Annotated in this window: 10 protein-coding genes and 1 pseudogene; 10 read left to right on the top strand and 1 reads right to left on the bottom strand. The window is 65.8% G+C overall.

Going from position 1 to position 16,346, the window contains the following annotated elements:
• Window positions 1–260 precede the first annotated feature (260 nt).
• The 7 genes from aspS to rhaM all read left to right on the top strand — a co-directional run bounded on the left by aspS (window position 261) and on the right by rhaM (window position 9,501).
• Complete coding sequence (gene aspS / locus EFAMC2_RS05870) at window positions 261–2,030, top strand: aspartate--tRNA ligase (protein WP_154027916.1); 1,770 nt, start codon at window positions 261–263, stop codon at window positions 2,028–2,030.
• A gap of 280 nt (window positions 2,031–2,310) precedes the next feature.
• On the top strand, window positions 2,311–3,183 hold the full coding sequence (locus tag EFAMC2_RS05865; protein WP_187325180.1) for a MurR/RpiR family transcriptional regulator: 873 nt from the start codon (window positions 2,311–2,313) through the stop codon (window positions 3,181–3,183).
• Window positions 3,184–3,613: 430 nt separating this feature from the next.
• The gene (pyk, locus tag EFAMC2_RS05860; RefSeq protein ID WP_154027914.1) at window positions 3,614–5,125 is read left to right on the top strand and encodes a pyruvate kinase; all 1,512 of its coding nucleotides are present in this window, start codon (window positions 3,614–3,616) and stop codon (window positions 5,123–5,125) included.
• Window positions 5,125–6,588: a rhamnulokinase gene (locus tag EFAMC2_RS05855; protein ID WP_154027913.1), complete on the top strand. Its 1,464-nt coding sequence runs from the start codon at window positions 5,125–5,127 to the stop codon at window positions 6,586–6,588. Before pyk ends, EFAMC2_RS05855 begins: the two co-directional genes overlap by 1 nt.
• 112 nt (window positions 6,589–6,700) lie before the next feature.
• Window positions 6,701–8,119: an arabinose isomerase gene (locus tag EFAMC2_RS05850; protein WP_154027912.1), complete on the top strand. Its 1,419-nt coding sequence runs from the start codon at window positions 6,701–6,703 to the stop codon at window positions 8,117–8,119.
• A gap of 120 nt (window positions 8,120–8,239) precedes the next feature.
• Window positions 8,240–9,073: a rhamnulose-1-phosphate aldolase gene (rhaD, locus tag EFAMC2_RS05845; protein ID WP_154027911.1), complete on the top strand. Its 834-nt coding sequence runs from the start codon at window positions 8,240–8,242 to the stop codon at window positions 9,071–9,073.
• 80 nt (window positions 9,074–9,153) lie between these two features.
• Entirely contained in the window at window positions 9,154–9,501 is a 348-nt protein-coding gene (gene rhaM, locus EFAMC2_RS05840) for an L-rhamnose mutarotase (RefSeq protein WP_154027910.1), read from the top strand.
• Between the two features lie 132 nt (window positions 9,502–9,633).
• On the opposite strand, the pseudogene EFAMC2_RS10545 reads toward rhaM, so the two are convergent.
• Window positions 9,634–10,014: pseudogene (locus EFAMC2_RS10545) on the bottom strand (helix-turn-helix domain-containing protein); the annotation flags it as partial.
• 390 nt (window positions 10,015–10,404) lie between these two features.
• On the opposite strand from EFAMC2_RS10545, the gene EFAMC2_RS05830 reads away from it, so the two are divergent.
• The 3 genes from EFAMC2_RS05830 (at window position 10,405) to EFAMC2_RS05820 (ending at window position 16,338) form a co-directional block, all read left to right on the top strand.
• Entirely contained in the window at window positions 10,405–12,015 is a 1,611-nt protein-coding gene (locus EFAMC2_RS05830) for an MFS transporter (RefSeq protein WP_154027909.1), read from the top strand.
• A 517-nt stretch (window positions 12,016–12,532) separates the two neighbouring features.
• The gene (locus EFAMC2_RS05825; RefSeq protein ID WP_154027908.1) at window positions 12,533–14,248 is read left to right on the top strand and encodes a polysaccharide lyase family protein; all 1,716 of its coding nucleotides are present in this window, start codon (window positions 12,533–12,535) and stop codon (window positions 14,246–14,248) included.
• The gene (locus EFAMC2_RS05820) at window positions 14,248–16,338 is read left to right on the top strand and encodes a GDSL-type esterase/lipase family protein (RefSeq protein WP_154027907.1); all 2,091 of its coding nucleotides are present in this window, start codon (window positions 14,248–14,250) and stop codon (window positions 16,336–16,338) included. The genes EFAMC2_RS05825 and EFAMC2_RS05820 overlap by 1 nt, the downstream gene beginning before the upstream one ends.
• Window positions 16,339–16,346: the final 8 nt, after the last annotated feature.

The raw sequence follows: 16,346 nt of genomic DNA, 5'->3' as shown, positions 1-16,346 counted from the left end.
GTGTTCGGTTGGGATCGGAAATCAACCAGCAGTCGCGAGAGGCCGCAGCCACGCCCTCTTCCTGCGGTATGATACCGACCCGTGCGAACGTTCGCGCTGTTTACGCGACCGCTCGCCGGCTGGGACTTGCCACCCGCACCGGCACGGGGTGGCGCAGACGAAAGGAATAGAGCCGCATGTCAGATAGCACCAGCGCAGAGCAGCGCGTCGAGGCCGAGGCCTCGGAGGCCACGTTCACCAGCGCCGCCGAGCTCGCGCCCATGCACGAGCACTCCATGCATACCAAGACCGCGGGCGAGCTTCGTCGCGAGAACATCGGCGAGGAGGTTACGCTCACTGGCTGGGTCTGGCGTCGCCGCGACCACGGTGGCCTCATCTTCGTTGACCTCCGTGACCGTACGGGCATGACGCAGTGCACCTTCGACCCCGAGCACTCCGGCGGCACCGCCTTCCACGCTGCCGAGGTCATCCGCCCCGAGTGGCCCATCCTCGTCAAGGGTGTCGTGCGCGGCCGTGACGAGGCCACCGTCAACCCCAAGCTCCCCACCGGTGAGGTTGAGGTTCGCGTCGACACCATCGAGGTGCTCAACCGCTCCAAGACCCCTCCGTTCCAGATCGAGGATGGCATCGATACCTCCGAGGACACGCGTCTGCGCTATCGCTACCTCGACATTCGCCGCCCGGAGATGATGGGCCACCTCAAGCTGCGCTCAGACTTCACCTTTGCCATTCGCGAGGCGCTCCACAGCCGCTCCTTCATGGAGGTCGAGACGCCGAGCCTCTTCAAGTCCACGCCCGAGGGCGCGCGTGACTTCCTGGTGCCCTGCCGCATCCAGCCGGGTCACTTCTACGCCCTGCCTCAGTCCCCGCAGCTCCTGAAGCAGCTGCTCATGGTGGGCGGCGTCGAGCGCTACTACCAGGTTGCCAAGTGCTTCCGCGACGAGGACCTTCGTGCCGACCGTCAGCCCGAGTTCACGCAGGTGGACATCGAGATGAGCTTCGTCGAGCAGGACGACGTCATGGGCGCGCTCGAGGACGTGCTCCACGACGCCTTCGCCAAGATGGGCGTCGACATGCCCACGCCGCTGCGTCGCATCTCCTACTGGGACGCGATGGACACCTACGGCGTCGACAAGCCCGACACGCGCTACGGCATGCACCTCGTTGACGTCACCGACGTCTTCAAGAATTCCAAGTTCAAGGTGTTCTCCGGTGCCGCCAACACCGAGGGCTCCGTCGTCAAGTGCATCAACGCCAAGGGCGCAGGCTCCTGGCCGCGCGCGCAGATCGACAAGCTCGAGCCCATTGCTGAGACCTTCGGCGCCAAGGGCCTGGCCTGGATCGCCTTCCGCGAGGACGGCTCCATCAACAGCCCGATCGTGAAGTTCTTCTCCGACGAGGAGATGGCCGAGCTCCGTAAGCGTGCCGACGCCCAGCCCGGCGACCTCGTGATGTTCGCCGCCGGCCCGCGCCTGACCTCAGACGAGATCCTCGGCGGCATGCGCTGCCACATGGCTGACGCGCTCGACGTGCCGCGCGAGGGTCACGACTTCCTGTGGGTCGTGGACTTCCCACTGTTCCACTGGGACGAGGACCGCAAGGCCTACGCCTCCGAGCACCAGCCCTTCACGCAGCCGGTCGAGGCCGACATCGACAAGCTCGACTCCGACCCGCTGGCCGTGGGCTCCCACACCTACGACTTCGTCATGGACGGCTACGAGGCCGGCGGTGGCGGCATGCGCATCCACAATGCCGAGCTGCAGGAGAAGATCCTGGAGAAGCTGGGCTTCACGCCCGAGCGCGCCCGCGAGCAGTTTGGCTTCGTCATGGAGGCCCTCGAGTTTGGCGCGCCTCCCATGGGCGGCTTCGCGCTTGGCCTCGACCGCGTGTGCATGCTGCTCACCGGCTCCGACTCCATCCGAGACGTCATGGCGTTCCCCAAGACGGCGAGCGGCTCGGACCTCATGAGCGACGCGCCGAGCGAGGTCTCCGCCAAGCAGCTCAAGGAGGTCAACATCCGCCCGCTCTAGGTTGTTCTAGCTTGCGGATGAGTCGCCCCGGTTTGAGTCTGCCATCCAATCTGGCTCATTAAGGCGCCGCCTTCGGGCGGCGCCTTTTTTGGATTGAGGTGAGTCGGTTCGCCATTCCGTCCGACTCGTGGCGCTGGGGCCAATGAGCCAATCGGGGCGGCGACGTGGCTCATCCGTGCTCCCTTGCTAGCCAATGCCGCGGGCAATCTCCGGGCGGGCGTCATGCCCATGCGGGTGGTATTCTTTTGCGCTAGATAAACGTCAGGCGAAAGGGCGTGCCATGGGCGAGGACAAGTACGTCGTCAACTCCATCCTGTCGAACTATGGGAGCCTTTCGGATGCCGAGCGTCGCATCGCGGACTTCATCCTGCAGGGAGGGGGCACGATTTCCTCGCTCACGGCGGGCGAGATCGCGCGTGGTTCGAACACCTCGAACACGACCGTCTCGCGCTTCGTGCGCGCGCTCGGCTACGACTCGTTCGCCCAGCTTCGCCTTGCCCTCGCGCGCGAGGAGGTCTCGAAGGAGCGCCCGTTCGACTCCTCCGACGGCATCTCGTTCGACGACGTCGAGGGCTCGGTGCGCTACGTGCTCGCCCGCAAGGTCGAGGAGCTCAACGACACCGTCTCGATGCTGAGCGACGCCGCTCTCGTGGATGCGTGCCGGCTCATCCAGCGCGCGCAGACCGTCATGTTCGTGGGAGCGGGCACCTCGCTCTCCTATGCCCAGATGGTGGCCACCAAGTTCTCGCACGTGGGGGTCAAGGCCATCGCGCCCTCCACGACCGATGCGGCGGCCATTCTGGCGCAGCTGCTCGGCAAGGACGACTGCATCGTGTTCATCTCGAACTCGGCGATGTCGCGCCGCCTCAACATCATCATGGACAACGCCCAAGACTCGGCGATCCCGACGGTGATCATCACGGCGGACCCCACGACGCACCTTGCCTCGCGCGCCGACCACATCCTGTCTGTGGCGAACCGCGACCAGCTGCTCGCAAACAACTTCGCCGTATCCCACAACTCGATCAACTTCGTGGTCGAGTGCATGATCTTGCTGCTGTTCCACGACTCGCCCGACGCCCAGGAGTACCTGCGGATGTTCCAGAAGGCGTTCACGGTCGAGAAGTCCGGTGGCTCCGTGCCTGTCGACTAGCCTGGCATGTCCAATTGGCTCGGCGTGTCCGATTCGGCTTGACAACATACCCAATCAACCCGATGTGCCTGATCAGTCAGGCCACCTCATCAGCAGGGCACGCCCAATCAGGCTGGCCGATCACGTCCAATCAGACGTGCCGAGCACGCCCAATCGTAGCGGCGGAAGAGTTTTCCGTCCTTAATTTCAATCATGCAAACAAATACCGCTCGCCCTCGTATACAGACCACTCGCAGAATGGGGAAGAGCGATAGCGATTCAATAATAGACGTCAACAGCCGAATATAAGCACTGGTATGTAGCCATATCCTCGAAGTACCAGAGTAAGAAAAAGCTTTTCATATCCAATAATCAAATGAAAAACAAATCCCGGTTCGACGTACACTTCCTCTCGAAAAAACGAAAGGGCGGACGTCGAAGGGACGGACGGATGGCAAAGCGCACGAGGATTGTCTGCACGCTGGGGCCGGCGGTCGACAGCGAGTCTACGCTGAGGAACCTCATTGTCGCGGGTATGGACGTGGCGCGCGTCGATGCGTCCATGGGATCGTCTGAGCAGATCGTGGCCCGCATCCAGCGCCTCAAGAAGGTGCGTCAGGAGCTCGATGCCTGCGTCGCGGTCATGCTCGACACGCGCGGGCCCGAGATTCGCACCGGGTCGCTTGCGGGTGGTCACTCGCAGGTTCTGCGTGCAGGCGACCACTTCACGCTGACGGAGCGCGAGGTCGCCGGCACCGACCGGATCGTCTCGCAGTCGTGCGCGGGCCTGGCGGGCTACGTGCGTCCGGGAACCACGATTCTGCTTGACGCCGGCCGCATCGAGCTGGCCGTCGACGAGGCCCATGCCGGCGAGATCGAATGCACCGTCCAGACCTCCGGCGTGCTGCGCGAGAACGTGCTCGTGAACCTGCCGGGCACCACGGTGCCGCTGCCGATCCTCACCGACGGCGACCGTCGCGACATCATCGCCGCGCTGCGCGAGGGCGTCGACTTCGTGGCCGCCTCGTTCGTGCGTACGGCCGAGGACGTGCGTCGCGTGCGCATGTTCCTCGACGCCAACGAGGGCACCACCGTGCGCATCGTCGCGAAGATCGAGACCGCCGATGCCTTTGAGAACCTCGAGGAGGTCGTCGACGCGGCGGATGCCGTGATGGTCTCACGTGGCATCCTGGGCCTCGAGATGACGCCATACGACATCCCGCACGTCCAGAAGCAGATCATCCGCGAGTGCAACCACCGCCACAAGCCGGTGGTCATCGCCACGCAGATGCTCGACTCCATGTGTCGCAGCCCTACGCCCACCCGCGCCGAGGTCGGCGACGTCGCGAACGCCATCTATGACGGCGCCGACGCGCTCATGCTCACCGACGAGACGGCGACGGGCCTCTACCCGGTGCCCGCCGTGCAGACCATGGCCCGCATCGCCGAGGCCACCGAGCAGCATCTCTACCTTGACGGCGCTCCTGTGCCTCGCTCCGAGGGCGGCCCGCTCGTAGCCCCCTCCGTGGTCATGAGCGCCGTGCGCACCGCCGAGAGCGTGGGTGCCGCCTGCATCATCACGCCCACGACCACCGGCCGCACCGCGCGCCTGGTCTCGAAGCTGCGTCCGCGTGTGCCCATCTTCGCCGTGGCCTCCACGCCCGAGGTGATGCGCTCCATGCAGCTCTACTGGGGCGTCATCCCGGCCCTGGGCAATGCGGGTGGCGACATCGGGGCCATCGTGGCAGATGCCGAGCGTCGCGTGCTTCGTGCGGGCCTGGCTGCCGTGGGGGACATCGCCGTCGTCACCGGCGGCGATCGCGCCACGAGCCCGCACCTCGACCGTCGCTTCGCCGGCGAGCAGACGATACGCGCCGAGGCGGACCCCTCGACCTTTGCGCCTACGAACGTGATGTATGTGGTTGAGCTGGCCGACGCCGGCTCCGAGAGGGGGAACGAGTAATGGGAGAGCGCACTTACGCTGCCGTTGACCTGGGGGCCTCGAGCGGGCGCGTGCTGCTCGGCCGCGTCGAGGACGGGGTCATCAAGCTCGAGGAGGTCCACCGCTTCGATAACCTCCAGCACCGGGCCTGCGGCCACGACTGCTGGGACGTCGAGGGACTCTTCGACGAGATCGTCACCGGCCTTGCGAAGTGCAAGTCCGACTTTGGCGCCGAGCCGGTGAGCGTGGGCATCGACACCTGGGGCGTCGACTTCGTCCTGCTCGACGGCGCCGATTGCATGCTCGGTGACTCAGTTGCCTATCGCGACGCCCGCACCCAGGGCATGTACGCCGTCTCCGACGCCATGGTCGACCCGGAGACGGTCTACCGCGCTACGGGTATCCAGCGCCAGCCGTTCAACACGCTCTACCAGCTCATCGCACTCTCGCGCGAGCATCCCGAGCAGCTCGAGGCCGCGCGCACCTTCCTCATGATTCCCGACTACCTCAACTGGCGTCTCTGCGGCGTGAAGGCCAACGAGTACACCAACGCCACCACCACGGGTATGCTCAACGCGCGCACGCTCCAGTGGGATCCTGAGATTCTTGCCTCCTGCGGCATCCCCTCCGGCATCTTTCAGCCGGTGACCATTCCTGGCGCGGTCCTCGGGCGCCTCACCCCCGAGGTCTCGGAGCGCGTGGGCTACGAGTGCGAGGTCGTGCTTCCTGCCACGCACGACACGGGCTCCGCGTTCCTTGCGGTGCCGGTGCGCGACAAGAACTCCGTGATCATCTCCTCGGGCACCTGGAGCCTGCTGGGCGTGGAGCACGAGGGCCCGGTCACCAGCGACGCGAGCCGCCTGCAGAACTTCACGAACGAGGGTGGCTTCCAGAAGCGCTTCCGCTTCCTCAAGAACATCATGGGCCTCTGGATGATGCAGTCGGTCCGTCGCGAGCTCAATGGCGTGGACTACGTGGCGGGCAAGACCTCCCACAAGGCCCAGAGCGACCACCAGTACAGCTTTCCCGAGCTCATCGGCCTTGCTCGCGAGGCCTCGGACTTCGAGGCCTACGTAAACGTCGATGACGACCGCTTCCTCGCGCCCGATTCCATGATCGACGAGGTCGTGGCCACGTGCCGCGAGACGGGCCAGCCCGTCCCCAGCACCGTTGGCGAGATCATGCGGACCGTCTACTGCAGCCTCTCGCGGCGCTACGCCGAGGCCGTCGACGACCTGCGCGCGCTCACCGGGCGCGACTACGACGCCATCAACATCGTGGGTGGCGGCTGCCAGGACATGTACCTCAACGAGCTCACCTCCAAGGCGTGCGGACTCCCGGTCTTTGCCGGCCCCGTCGAGGGAACCGGCCTGGGCAACCTCGTGGTGCAGTTCATCCACTCGGGCGAATTCGCCGACGTGACCGAGGCGCGAGCGGCGATCGCAAAGTCGTTCGATGTGAAGCGCGTCGACCCGAGCGAGTAACCAATAGGTCATAACGTGCGGTTTTCCAGGCTCGCGCACCGGCTGTGGCTCAGATTGCCAGAGCTCCGCGCCCAAGAGACGGCCTGGGGCTGCCAGCAGAAAGGATATGGACATGCTCGTCAACACCAAGGCTAAGGTGGGCGTCTTCTCCATTGCGCTCAAGGCTTACCTGCCTCAGTTCCCGCAGCTCGTTCCCGAGTTCGAAGGCCAGTATGCCGCATTCAAGAAGACGCTCCCCGATACGGTCGAGCTCGTTGACGGTGGCCTCGTAACCACCAAGGAGCAGGCCGCCGAGGCGGGCGACAAGTTCCGTGCCGCCGACGTCGACCTCGTCATCCTTCAGCTGCTCACCTACTGCACCAGCTACAACATGCTGCCTGCGGTCTGCGACCTTAACGTCCCCGTGGTCGTCGTGAACCTGCAGAAGGTCCGCTGCCTCGACTTCAAGACCGCCGGCACCGCCGACTGGCTGGGCATCGCCTACGCCGGTGGCGCCGTGGGCGAGATGGTCGCCGACCTCAATCGCGCCGGCAAGCGTCACGCCGTCATCACGGGCGTCGTCGAGGGTGGCGACGAGGCCGCCCAGAAGGAGATCGAGGACTGGTGCCTCGCCGCGCAGGTGCGTCGTCGCTTCCGCACCACCAACCTCGCGCAGATCGGCCGCCCGTACCCCGGCATGATGGACCTCTACATCGACGAGACCAACCTCTACAACCGCATGGGCGTCTACACCAAGCAGTTCGACTGGGAGAAGATGTGGGCCATCGCCGATGGCGTCACCGACGAGGAGGCCATCTCCGAGGAGGTCGCCAAGATTCACGACACCTTCGACATCCTCGGTGAGTATGACGAGAAGCTCGTCCACGAGATGGCCCGCTACGTGCTCGCCTTCGAGCGGTGGGTCAAGGACGAGAACCTCGGCTTCATCGCGAGCCACTACGACGGCTTCGCGCAGGGCAAGGCCGGCGTGCTCGACTCCATGCTGATCCCGGCATTCTCCATGCTCATCAAGCAGGGCACCGCGTGCGCCGTCGAGGGCGACATCAAGGTCTCCCTGGGCATGAGCATCATGAAGACCATCTCGGGCTCCACGCAGCTTTCCGAGTTCTACACCTTCGACTTCAACGATGACGTCATGCTGATCGGCCACTCCGGCTCCGGCGACGCGGACTTCTCCACGGCGCGCAAGGCGTCGATGGAAATGGTGCCGGTGTTCCACGGCAAGACGGGCGGCGGCTTCACCACGCGCTTCTACCCCAAGCCCGGCCCTGTCACGTTCCTCGCCACCACGCAGGATGCCGACGGTCACTTCAAGTTCGTGGTCTCCGAGGGAACCATCGAGGCTGGTCCCGAGCTGGAGAACGGCGATACCACGTGGCGCACGCGCTTCCCGATGGGCGCCCGCGAGTGGAACAACCGCTGGTGCTCTGAGGGCCCGACGCACCACTTCGCGGCTGCTCAGGGTAGCTGGACTCACACGATTCTCAAGGTCGCCGAGATCATCGACGTTCCCTGTGTGGTCGTCCGCTAGTACGATTCCCTCCCTCCGGGACGCCCGGTAACCCGTGGTCGGGCGCCCCGCTTCTCATTGCGTACGGATACATGAGAAAAGGGATCCGTAACATGTAGTTAAAGCGAAAGGAATTACCACATGTCCATGACCGATCTTGAGTTCGTCAAGGGCTTCGCCCGCCTGTGTGACGACGGCTTCAAGCAGGGTTGGCACGAGCGCAACGGCGGCAACCTCACGTACCGCCTCACCGATGAGGAGGTCGAGGCAGCTCGCTCGTTCTTTGACGAGACGCCGCACGATTGGGTGAAGATGGGCATCAAGGCCCCGTCCATGGCTGGCAAGTTCTTTATGGCCAAGGGCTCTGGCTGCTACATGCGCAACATGCTCTCCGACACCGAGGTCAACGCCGGCATCGTGGAGATTGGCCCCGAGGGCGACACCTACCGCATCCGCTGGGGCCTCACGCTCTACGGAAAGCCCACGAGCGAGTTCGAGAGCCACTTCATGAACCAGGCCGTGCGCTGCGAGCACGACGGCGGCAAGACGCGCGTCTGCTACCACATGCACACTCCGGGCATCATCGAGATGAGCTTCATCGTGCCGCTCGAGGACCGTGCGTTCTCCCGCATCCTGTGGCAGATGATGACCGAGTGCGTCGTCGTGTTCCCGCAGGGCGTTGGCGTCGTGCCCTGGATGGTGCCGGGCGGCCCCGCCATCGCCGATGCGACGAGCGAGAAGATGAAGACCTACACCGCCGCCGTCTGGGCGCACCACGGTCTGTTCGCCACCGGCGCCGAGTTCGACGAGACGTTCGGCCTCGCGCACACGATCGAGAAGGCCGCGCAGCTCTACATTGCCACGCGCGCCGCGAACGGTGGCTCCGACAAGTTCCTGAACGTGATCAGCGACAAGGGCCTCAAGGATACGTGCCACGACTTCGGCATCAAAATCAACGAGGACTTCGTCGACTAGGGTCGGCGGGTGCGGGCCGAGAGGTTGGCACGCGGACGTCGTGTAACTAGTCGAAAACGCTTGATACGAGAGGACGTACCATGGTTGGCACGGTTCGCAAGACGGCGGGGGGACGCACGATCTCGGGCTTCAAGATGAAGCTGTACCCCGGCTTCGCCGAGGAGTACGAGAGGCGCCACAACGAGCTGTGGCCCGAGATGGCCGACATGTTGCACGAGTACGGCGGCCACAACTACAGCATCTTCATCGACGAGGAGACGAACATCCTGTTCGGCTACATCGAGCTCGACGACCCGGAACGCTACGCCGAGAGCGCCAGCACCGAGGTCTGCCGCCGCTGGTGGGACTTCATGGCGTCGGTCATGGAGACGAACGAGGACAACTCGCCGGTCTCGGTCGACCTGCCCTGCGCCTTCCACCTGGATTAGGGCGTGTCGGCCACAGCCGATCGGCCCAGCGTGGACGCCGGCGCCTGTCGGCGAAGTCCGCGGACGAGCCGAGACGTGCCACGCCGGCGTTCGGAATCTACCGGCCGTGCCTCCGTCGACGGTAGCGCCCGGGGTCATGCCGTTGTTTTGCTTGAATATGCCCGAGAAGTGATTCGGGCTCTCATAGCCCACTACCGCCGCGATGCGGTCGAAGGGACCCGTCGTCTCTCCCAGGAGGTGGCGGGCCTCCTTTATGCGCGCTGTCGTCACGAGCTCAGTGACGGTGAGCCCGGTGTGGTGCTTCACGTACTGCGACACGTAGCTTTCGTTGCGGCCGGACTCGCGGGCGACCGCGCGCGCGGACGCCCCGGCGCTCGCCGTGCACGGGCACCGACTATGCCATGAGGCCGATTGTCGTCCCGTGCTCCGGCATCGGCAGAGGCGAACGGTCGATTGCCGTCCTGATCCGGTACCGGCAGAGGCAAACGGTCGAATAGTGCGGGTGAGCGGCATCGGGCGAGGTGCCGCTCACCCGCGCGTTCGTTTGGGGCGATGGGCTTCCCGTAGGACCGATACGGGGCGCTTTGTGCATGCAGGTGAGAAATATCACGTTTACCTGCAGATATGGCGATGAGAAAAGGCCTCGGACGGATAACGGATTTCTCCGCCTTGGCAGTATTGCGATAATGGCATCGGTTCCAATCCCGGCCATGGTGCCGGTTCGCGCACTCGGCGACTCCCCCTCGGTGTCGCAATCGCCTCGCGTAATCATGCAAGGCGTCAACCGGTTTGCCACCCCCCCCTTAGGGGCACCGGGCCACAGAGGCCCGGCATGAGGGTCGCCACGACCCGGCGCACGGCAACGGAGGCCTGCGCGGATGGCAAGCGAAGGAAGGGGACGTCATGGCAAGTTCTGGAACGAAGGCAGTGGAGGCGCAGGCCGACAAGCTGCCGCTTCGCGCAAAGCTCGGATATGGTTCCATCGGCCTGGCGAGCATCGGCTTCGCCATGGTCTCGACGTGGGAGATGTTCTTCTTCACCACGTTTGCGGGCATCGATGTGGCGACCGCCGGCGTGCTTGTCTCGCTCGGCGACATCTGCGCCGCGTTCCTCGCGCCGGTGTGGGGCTATCTCTCCGACCGCATGTATCGTACGGCCCTCGGGCGCAAGGTGGGACGTCGTCGCCTCACGCTCGCGCTCACGATCCCCGGCCTGTTCGCCTTCATGATCCTGCTGTTCACGCCTGGCCTGCCGTTGTGGGCATACGCGGCGTCGAACTTCCTGTACTGGTCGTTCAACGCCGGCTTCCAGACCATCCAGTACGTGCTGCCCTCCGAGATGACCTCCAACAGCAACCAGCGCGCTCAGCTCGCCGGCATGAACCAGATCACGGTCGCCGTGGCTACGATCTCGCTCTCCATCGTCAACGCGTTCCTGTTCACGCTCTGGGGTGACAAGGTGGCGCTCACCTACACGCAGATGGCAGTCATCTACGCCGTCGTCACCGCCGCGTTCACGTTGATTGCCGTCGTGAGCGTGCGGGAGCACCCCTACGACGAGACGACCGACTTCTCCGACGCCGATGCTAGCTTCGAGTCTGCGAAGGTCTCTCCGCTCAAGCGCGTGGCCCTCGTGGTCTGGAACTACTTCTCTGCCTGGAGCCTGCGCGAGTTCCGCAACTACCTCGGCATGTACCTCTCCCAGATCCTGTTCCGCTCGGTGCGCTTCGCGACCCTCACGTACTTCCTGCTCTTCGCGCTCGGCCTCACCTCTGCCGACGTGTCCGTCTCGCAGGGCGTGAGCTTTGGCTTCGGCATCGCGTTCGTGGTGCTGTTCATGTGGGTTAACCAGAAGATTGGCGCCTACAAGGCCTACCAGCTCTCCGCCGTCCAGGCCGCCCTCACGTTCCTTGTGATCTTCGGCCTCGTTCAGGTGCACGACCAGATTGGCCGCGCAGCGACCATCACCGCCTGGATCGTGCTCTCGATTGTGCTGAACTTTGGCCTCACCGGCGTGTTCAACGCCTGTGACTTCGCCTACTCGTTCATTCCCGACGTGGACGAAATCCTCACCGGCAAGCGTCGCGAGGGCCAGTACGCCTCAATCAACTCGACGATCGACAACGTCTTCAAGGCCATCGAGGCCATCGTGATCACCGGCGTCCTTGGGGCTATGGGCTTCGTGACCGGAGCCACCGAACAGCCGCAGTCGGTCACCGACGGCCTGACGTTCATCTTCTGCTTCGTCCCGATCATCTTCGCCGTCATGGGCATCTACTTCTCGAGCCGCGTCAAGCTCAACCCGACGACGCACAAGATTCTGCTCGCAGAGATTGCCCGCCTGCGTGACGGTGGCTCCAAGGCCGACGTGGACCCCGAGACCAAGGAGCTCGTCGAGCAGCTCACCGGCTACAAGTACGAGCACTGCTGGGGCAACAACCGCGTCATGAACTTCGAGCACAAGCCCGAGGTCGAGGACGTGGCGAGCGCAGCGGAGACGGTGTCTGCGAACTAGCGCGTCGAACGCCAGCGCTTGCGGCCCCGGCGTGGCATGTGCCACGTCGGGGCCTTCTTGTTGCGTTGCCGGACGACTCCCTTGGACGTCGAGCCGCCGCCTCTTGCCCGGAAGCGCCCGTGAACGGTCGGTTTTGCCTGGCGAGCGGCAGGAGCGGCGCTCCTGGCGGTCTGAGAAGAGTTTCGATGGCGACAAGTCTGAACTCCGTACGGCGCAGACAGCGTGCGGAGGACACCTTTCGTCTGAAGCTTGATGTGGGCTTTACCTGCGGGTTTGTAGATCACGGCCAACTCGGGTAGAAAAACGGTTTTCGACGAGGCGGCTGCCGTGAAAATGGTACCGGTACCATTTCCGTCAAACGCATCCTGCGCGTACGCCTGTCGAGACTACGCGGTCCCGTGCGATGGCGCTGAGTACCCTCTAAGTGGAAGAGAGGGCAGTCTGCAGGTGGGCTGTGGCTGACGAGGGGCCGTGGAGGCGGCCCATCGCACGGTCGCCAAGAAGAGGAGAGTCTCACATGGCATGGGTCAAGACGGACGGAATGTCCTGCTCGCTTGGCAACGGGCGCATCTCGGTCACCTTCTCCGAGGACGGCAAGGCCACGTCGGTCGTGGTCGACGGCCGGGAGCTGCTCGTGAACCTCTCTGGCGCAGACGCTGATCCGGACCGCGAGCACAGCTTCTACTGCGACTACCACGTGGGCGGCAAGACCCGCAACCTCGTGCCGACCCGCCTCGAGGTCGTCGCCAGCACGCCCGAGCTCGCGCACGTTGCCTACGTGGACGACGAGAGCCCGCTCAAGCTCGCCTACCATCTGGTGATTGCGGACGAGACGCCCGCCGTCTACGGCTACGTCGTGGCGGGCACCGACGAGCCGGACGTGGTGATCAACGAGCTGCGCACGGTCTATCGCTTCGACTCGAGCTTGCTCACAACCGGCTACACCGATGCGCGCGAGGGCCTGCAGCCGCGCGCCCAGTACATGGCCAAGGAGGGGGAGTGGCTCCAGGACGAGACCTATCGCCTCGCCGACGGCACGCGCTACTCCAACTCGAGTGTGTATTCCAAGTACGACTACGCAGGCTACTTCGCCGAGAACGAGCTGTGGGGTCAGTGGAGCGGCGGCCGTGGAGACGACGAGTGGGGCGCGTGGTTCATCCCGCTCGACAAGAGCTGCTATCCCACGGGGCCGCTCAAGCAGGAGCTGCTCGTCCACTATGACTGCATCATCCTCAACTACCTCACGGGCGCCCACTTTGGTACCGGAGACTTCGTGGTGCCCGAGGGCTGGCTCAAGGCCTACGGCCCCTGGTGCCTCTACATCAACCACGGGCCCGACCCGGTGGCGGACGCCCATGCGCGCGCGGCGGCGGAGCGTGCGGCCCTGCCGGCGGCCTGGCTCGACGAGCCCGGCCTCTACAGCGGCGACTACGCGAGCCTCTCCGGCGTGCTGGAGCTCGCGCATCCGGTTGACCATTCGCGTGGTTGGACCGTGGTGGCCACCGACGCTCCGGGAGACTACTTCGACCAGAAGGCGGGCCGCATCTACTACGCAAGAACGGATGGCGCGTCTGTGCCAGACGTCGATCGCTTCGAGCTCACGGGCCTGCAGCCGGGGCGCTACTGGCTCCGGGCTCGCCTCAACGCCACGACCGATGCACAGGAGCATGACCTCGGCACCTTCGACCTCGCCCCGGGCGAGGCGCTCGATGCCGGCGCGATTGCGGTGCCGAACGTGGTGCGTCCGCTCGCGTGGAACCTCGGGCTTCACACCGGCACCACCGAGGGCTTCAAGTTCTCCGACCAGCCGCGCAACTACGTGTGGATGGGCCTCACGCCCAAGAACCACACATATCGCGTTGGGACAGATGACGACTGGTACTACCTGCAGCGCAATGACGGGGCGTGGTCGATTGAGTTTGCGCGGCCAGAGCTGGCGGTCGACCGCTACCTGCTCACGGTGTGCCTCGCCGCGACGACGGCGAGCTCGATGACGGGCGGCTGCCTTGACGTGGCGTTCGTGGCGAGTCTGAACGGGCGTGAGCTCGTGCGCGAGACGTTTGGGACCGACCGCGCCGCCTACCGATCGAGCGTGACGGGTGGCAAGCCCCAGACCATTACCGTGGAGGTTCCGGCATCGGCGTTTGCCGAGCAGAACGTGCTTGCGTTCACCACGAGCGGCATGGTCATGTACGACATGGTCAAGCTTGAGGCCCTGGGGGTCGAGGCGTGATGTCCGATCCGCGAGGCTCTCAGGGTGTGGGCGAGAGGGCGCTGGAGAACGGAGCGCGTGGCGTGGACGAGGTTGCCGGGTCGGGACGTGCGCCGGCGCGGCTTCCCGCAGGCATGCAGGTGCTCGAGCGCGGCTACGAGGGCCCGTGCGCATGGGAGGGCGGCATCTTCCGCGATCGCGAGGAGGTCCTTTCCGTGCGTGCTGCCGAGCGAGGTGCCCGTGGCGGCATCGTGCTCAGGACGCGTCGCGTCGTCGAGGACAGCCCTTCGCTCGACGGGGCGCGCGCCACGGTCGGCACGTTCGATCGTCTCTATGGCCGGCTCGTGCGCGTGCCCTCCCGCTCCGTGAACCTCCGGGTGTCGCTCGGGCTCGCCTCTGTGGACGGCACGGCCTGCCGGGTGCGTCTCGTCGCGGACGGGGCGCTGCGTCAGGTGGTGGACGTGCCGGCGGAGGGCCTCGTCGAGGCTTCGATCGAGGTGGCGCTCACGAGGCGCGGTCTCGACGTCTCGGCTGCGCCCGAGCTCGTGGTGCCGGCGTCTGCCGAGGCGGCATCCGAGCCCGTCGTGCGTGCCGAGGGGACCTGTGCGGTCGAGCTCGTCTCGCTCGAGGCGGCGCCGGTAGCGCAGGCGCCGAGTGTGCCCGCGGCGGCCGGACGCCCGTCTGCTTGCCCAGACGCCGCCTCCTCGGCCCCCGTATCTCTCGCGCGTCCCACCATCTACATCGCCTCCGACTCGCTTGCCCAGACCTACGGCGCCGCCGTGCGTCCCCAGACCGGCTGGGGAGAGGCGCTCGCTCGCTACCTCGGTCAGGGCGCCTGCGTGGTCGAGCATGACGCGCGCTTCGACTACGAGCAGGCCACCCGCTACGTGCCCGCGTCCGGCGCCCTCGTTGTGAACGCGGCCATGGCCGGGCGCAGCGCGCGCTCGTTCATCGCCGAGGGCAAGCTCGCCCAGGTGCTCGCCTGCGTGCGTCCCGGCGACGTGCTCGTCTTCCAGTTTGGTGCCAACGACGCCACGCGCGCGCGACCCCTGCGCTACGCGACGCCCTCCGCGTTCGAGGGGCTGCTCGACCGCTATGTCACCGCGGCGCGCGACCGTGGGGCCACGCCCGTGGCCGTGACGCCCCCGCCGCGCCACAACTTCGACGCTGCGGGACGGCTGACGATCGACTTCGCCGAATACGCCGACGTCGAGCGCGCCTATTGCGCACGCGAGGACGTGGCGCTTGTCGACCTCTCCGCACGTGCGGGGGAGATGGTGGCCGGGCTCGGCCCGGAGCGCTCGCGGGCCCTCTACATGAAGCTCTCAGCCGGCCAGTACGCGAGCCATCCAGACGGCATCGACGACTCGACGCATCTCTCGCCGCTCGGCGCGCGCACCTTCGGGCGCATCGTGGCCCAGGGCCTGGCTGCGGTTGTGCCGGGCCTCTCGTTCACGGACGATGCGCCGTCTGGCGAACCCGTGGCGCCGGCACATCTCCAGGCGCGCGTCGACGACGCGGGTGCCCGTCCCGGCGTGAGGCTCTTCTGGGATGCCGACCCGGCCGCGACCTACTACACCATCGACCGCTTCGAGGGAAAGGACGGGTCCTGCGCCCCCGCTCGCATGACGGCCCTGCTCCCGGACTTCTTCGACGTGGCCGCCCCAGGGCGGGTCAGGCAGGTGCGCTACGTGGTGCGTGCGTGGCGCGGCAACGCCGCGGGTCCCGTGTCGGAGGTCTCCGTCACGCACGAGTTCGCGACGGGCGCCGCTGCCGAGCGCCGCATCACGGGCATGGACCTCTACGAGGTGGACGCCGCGGGCATCGCGGACCGCATCAACTTCTCGGTGCGCTTCAACGCCCGCCCCGGAGTGGACGAATACCGCGTGCTTGCACGCAACGTGCGGACCGGGCAAATCACCGCCCTCGGCACCATCGGGGCCGCCTGCGTGGACGGCCTTCACAGCTACGGCGTGAGCCGCGAGCCGGGGTGGCAGGTCTACGTGGAGGGCTCCTCCGCAGACGGACCCTGTCTCAGCGACGCGGCCGAGCTGCCCTGTCACGCGGTTGACGCTGCGACGGCTCGCTCGAGCTGGGAGGTTCCGTTCTGACGGCCGCC

Source organism: Olsenella uli (assembly GCF_901212655.1).
Lineage (GTDB): Bacteria > Actinomycetota > Coriobacteriia > Coriobacteriales > Atopobiaceae > Parolsenella > Parolsenella uli_A.
This window is presented reverse-complemented; position numbering and strand designations above follow the sequence as displayed.

Excerpts from the sequence above, each read along its gene's own strand:
- pyk (WP_154027914.1), top strand. The coding sequence starts at position 3,614 with ATGGCAAAGCGCACGAGGATTGTCTGCACGCTGGGGCCGGCGGTCGAC.
- rhaD (WP_154027911.1), top strand. The coding sequence starts at position 8,240 with ATGTCCATGACCGATCTTGAGTTCGTCAAGGGCTTCGCCCGCCTGTGT.
- rhaM (WP_154027910.1), top strand. The coding sequence starts at position 9,154 with ATGGTTGGCACGGTTCGCAAGACGGCGGGGGGACGCACGATCTCGGGC.
- EFAMC2_RS05850 (WP_154027912.1), top strand. The coding sequence starts at position 6,701 with ATGCTCGTCAACACCAAGGCTAAGGTGGGCGTCTTCTCCATTGCGCTC.
- EFAMC2_RS05825 (WP_154027908.1), top strand. The coding sequence starts at position 12,533 with ATGGCATGGGTCAAGACGGACGGAATGTCCTGCTCGCTTGGCAACGGG.
- aspS (WP_154027916.1), top strand. The coding sequence starts at position 261 with ATGCACGAGCACTCCATGCATACCAAGACCGCGGGCGAGCTTCGTCGC.
- EFAMC2_RS05865 (WP_187325180.1), top strand. The coding sequence starts at position 2,311 with ATGGGCGAGGACAAGTACGTCGTCAACTCCATCCTGTCGAACTATGGG.
- EFAMC2_RS05855 (WP_154027913.1), top strand. The coding sequence starts at position 5,125 with ATGGGAGAGCGCACTTACGCTGCCGTTGACCTGGGGGCCTCGAGCGGG.
- EFAMC2_RS05820 (WP_154027907.1), top strand. The coding sequence starts at position 14,248 with ATGTCCGATCCGCGAGGCTCTCAGGGTGTGGGCGAGAGGGCGCTGGAG.
- EFAMC2_RS05830 (WP_154027909.1), top strand. The coding sequence starts at position 10,405 with ATGGCAAGTTCTGGAACGAAGGCAGTGGAGGCGCAGGCCGACAAGCTG.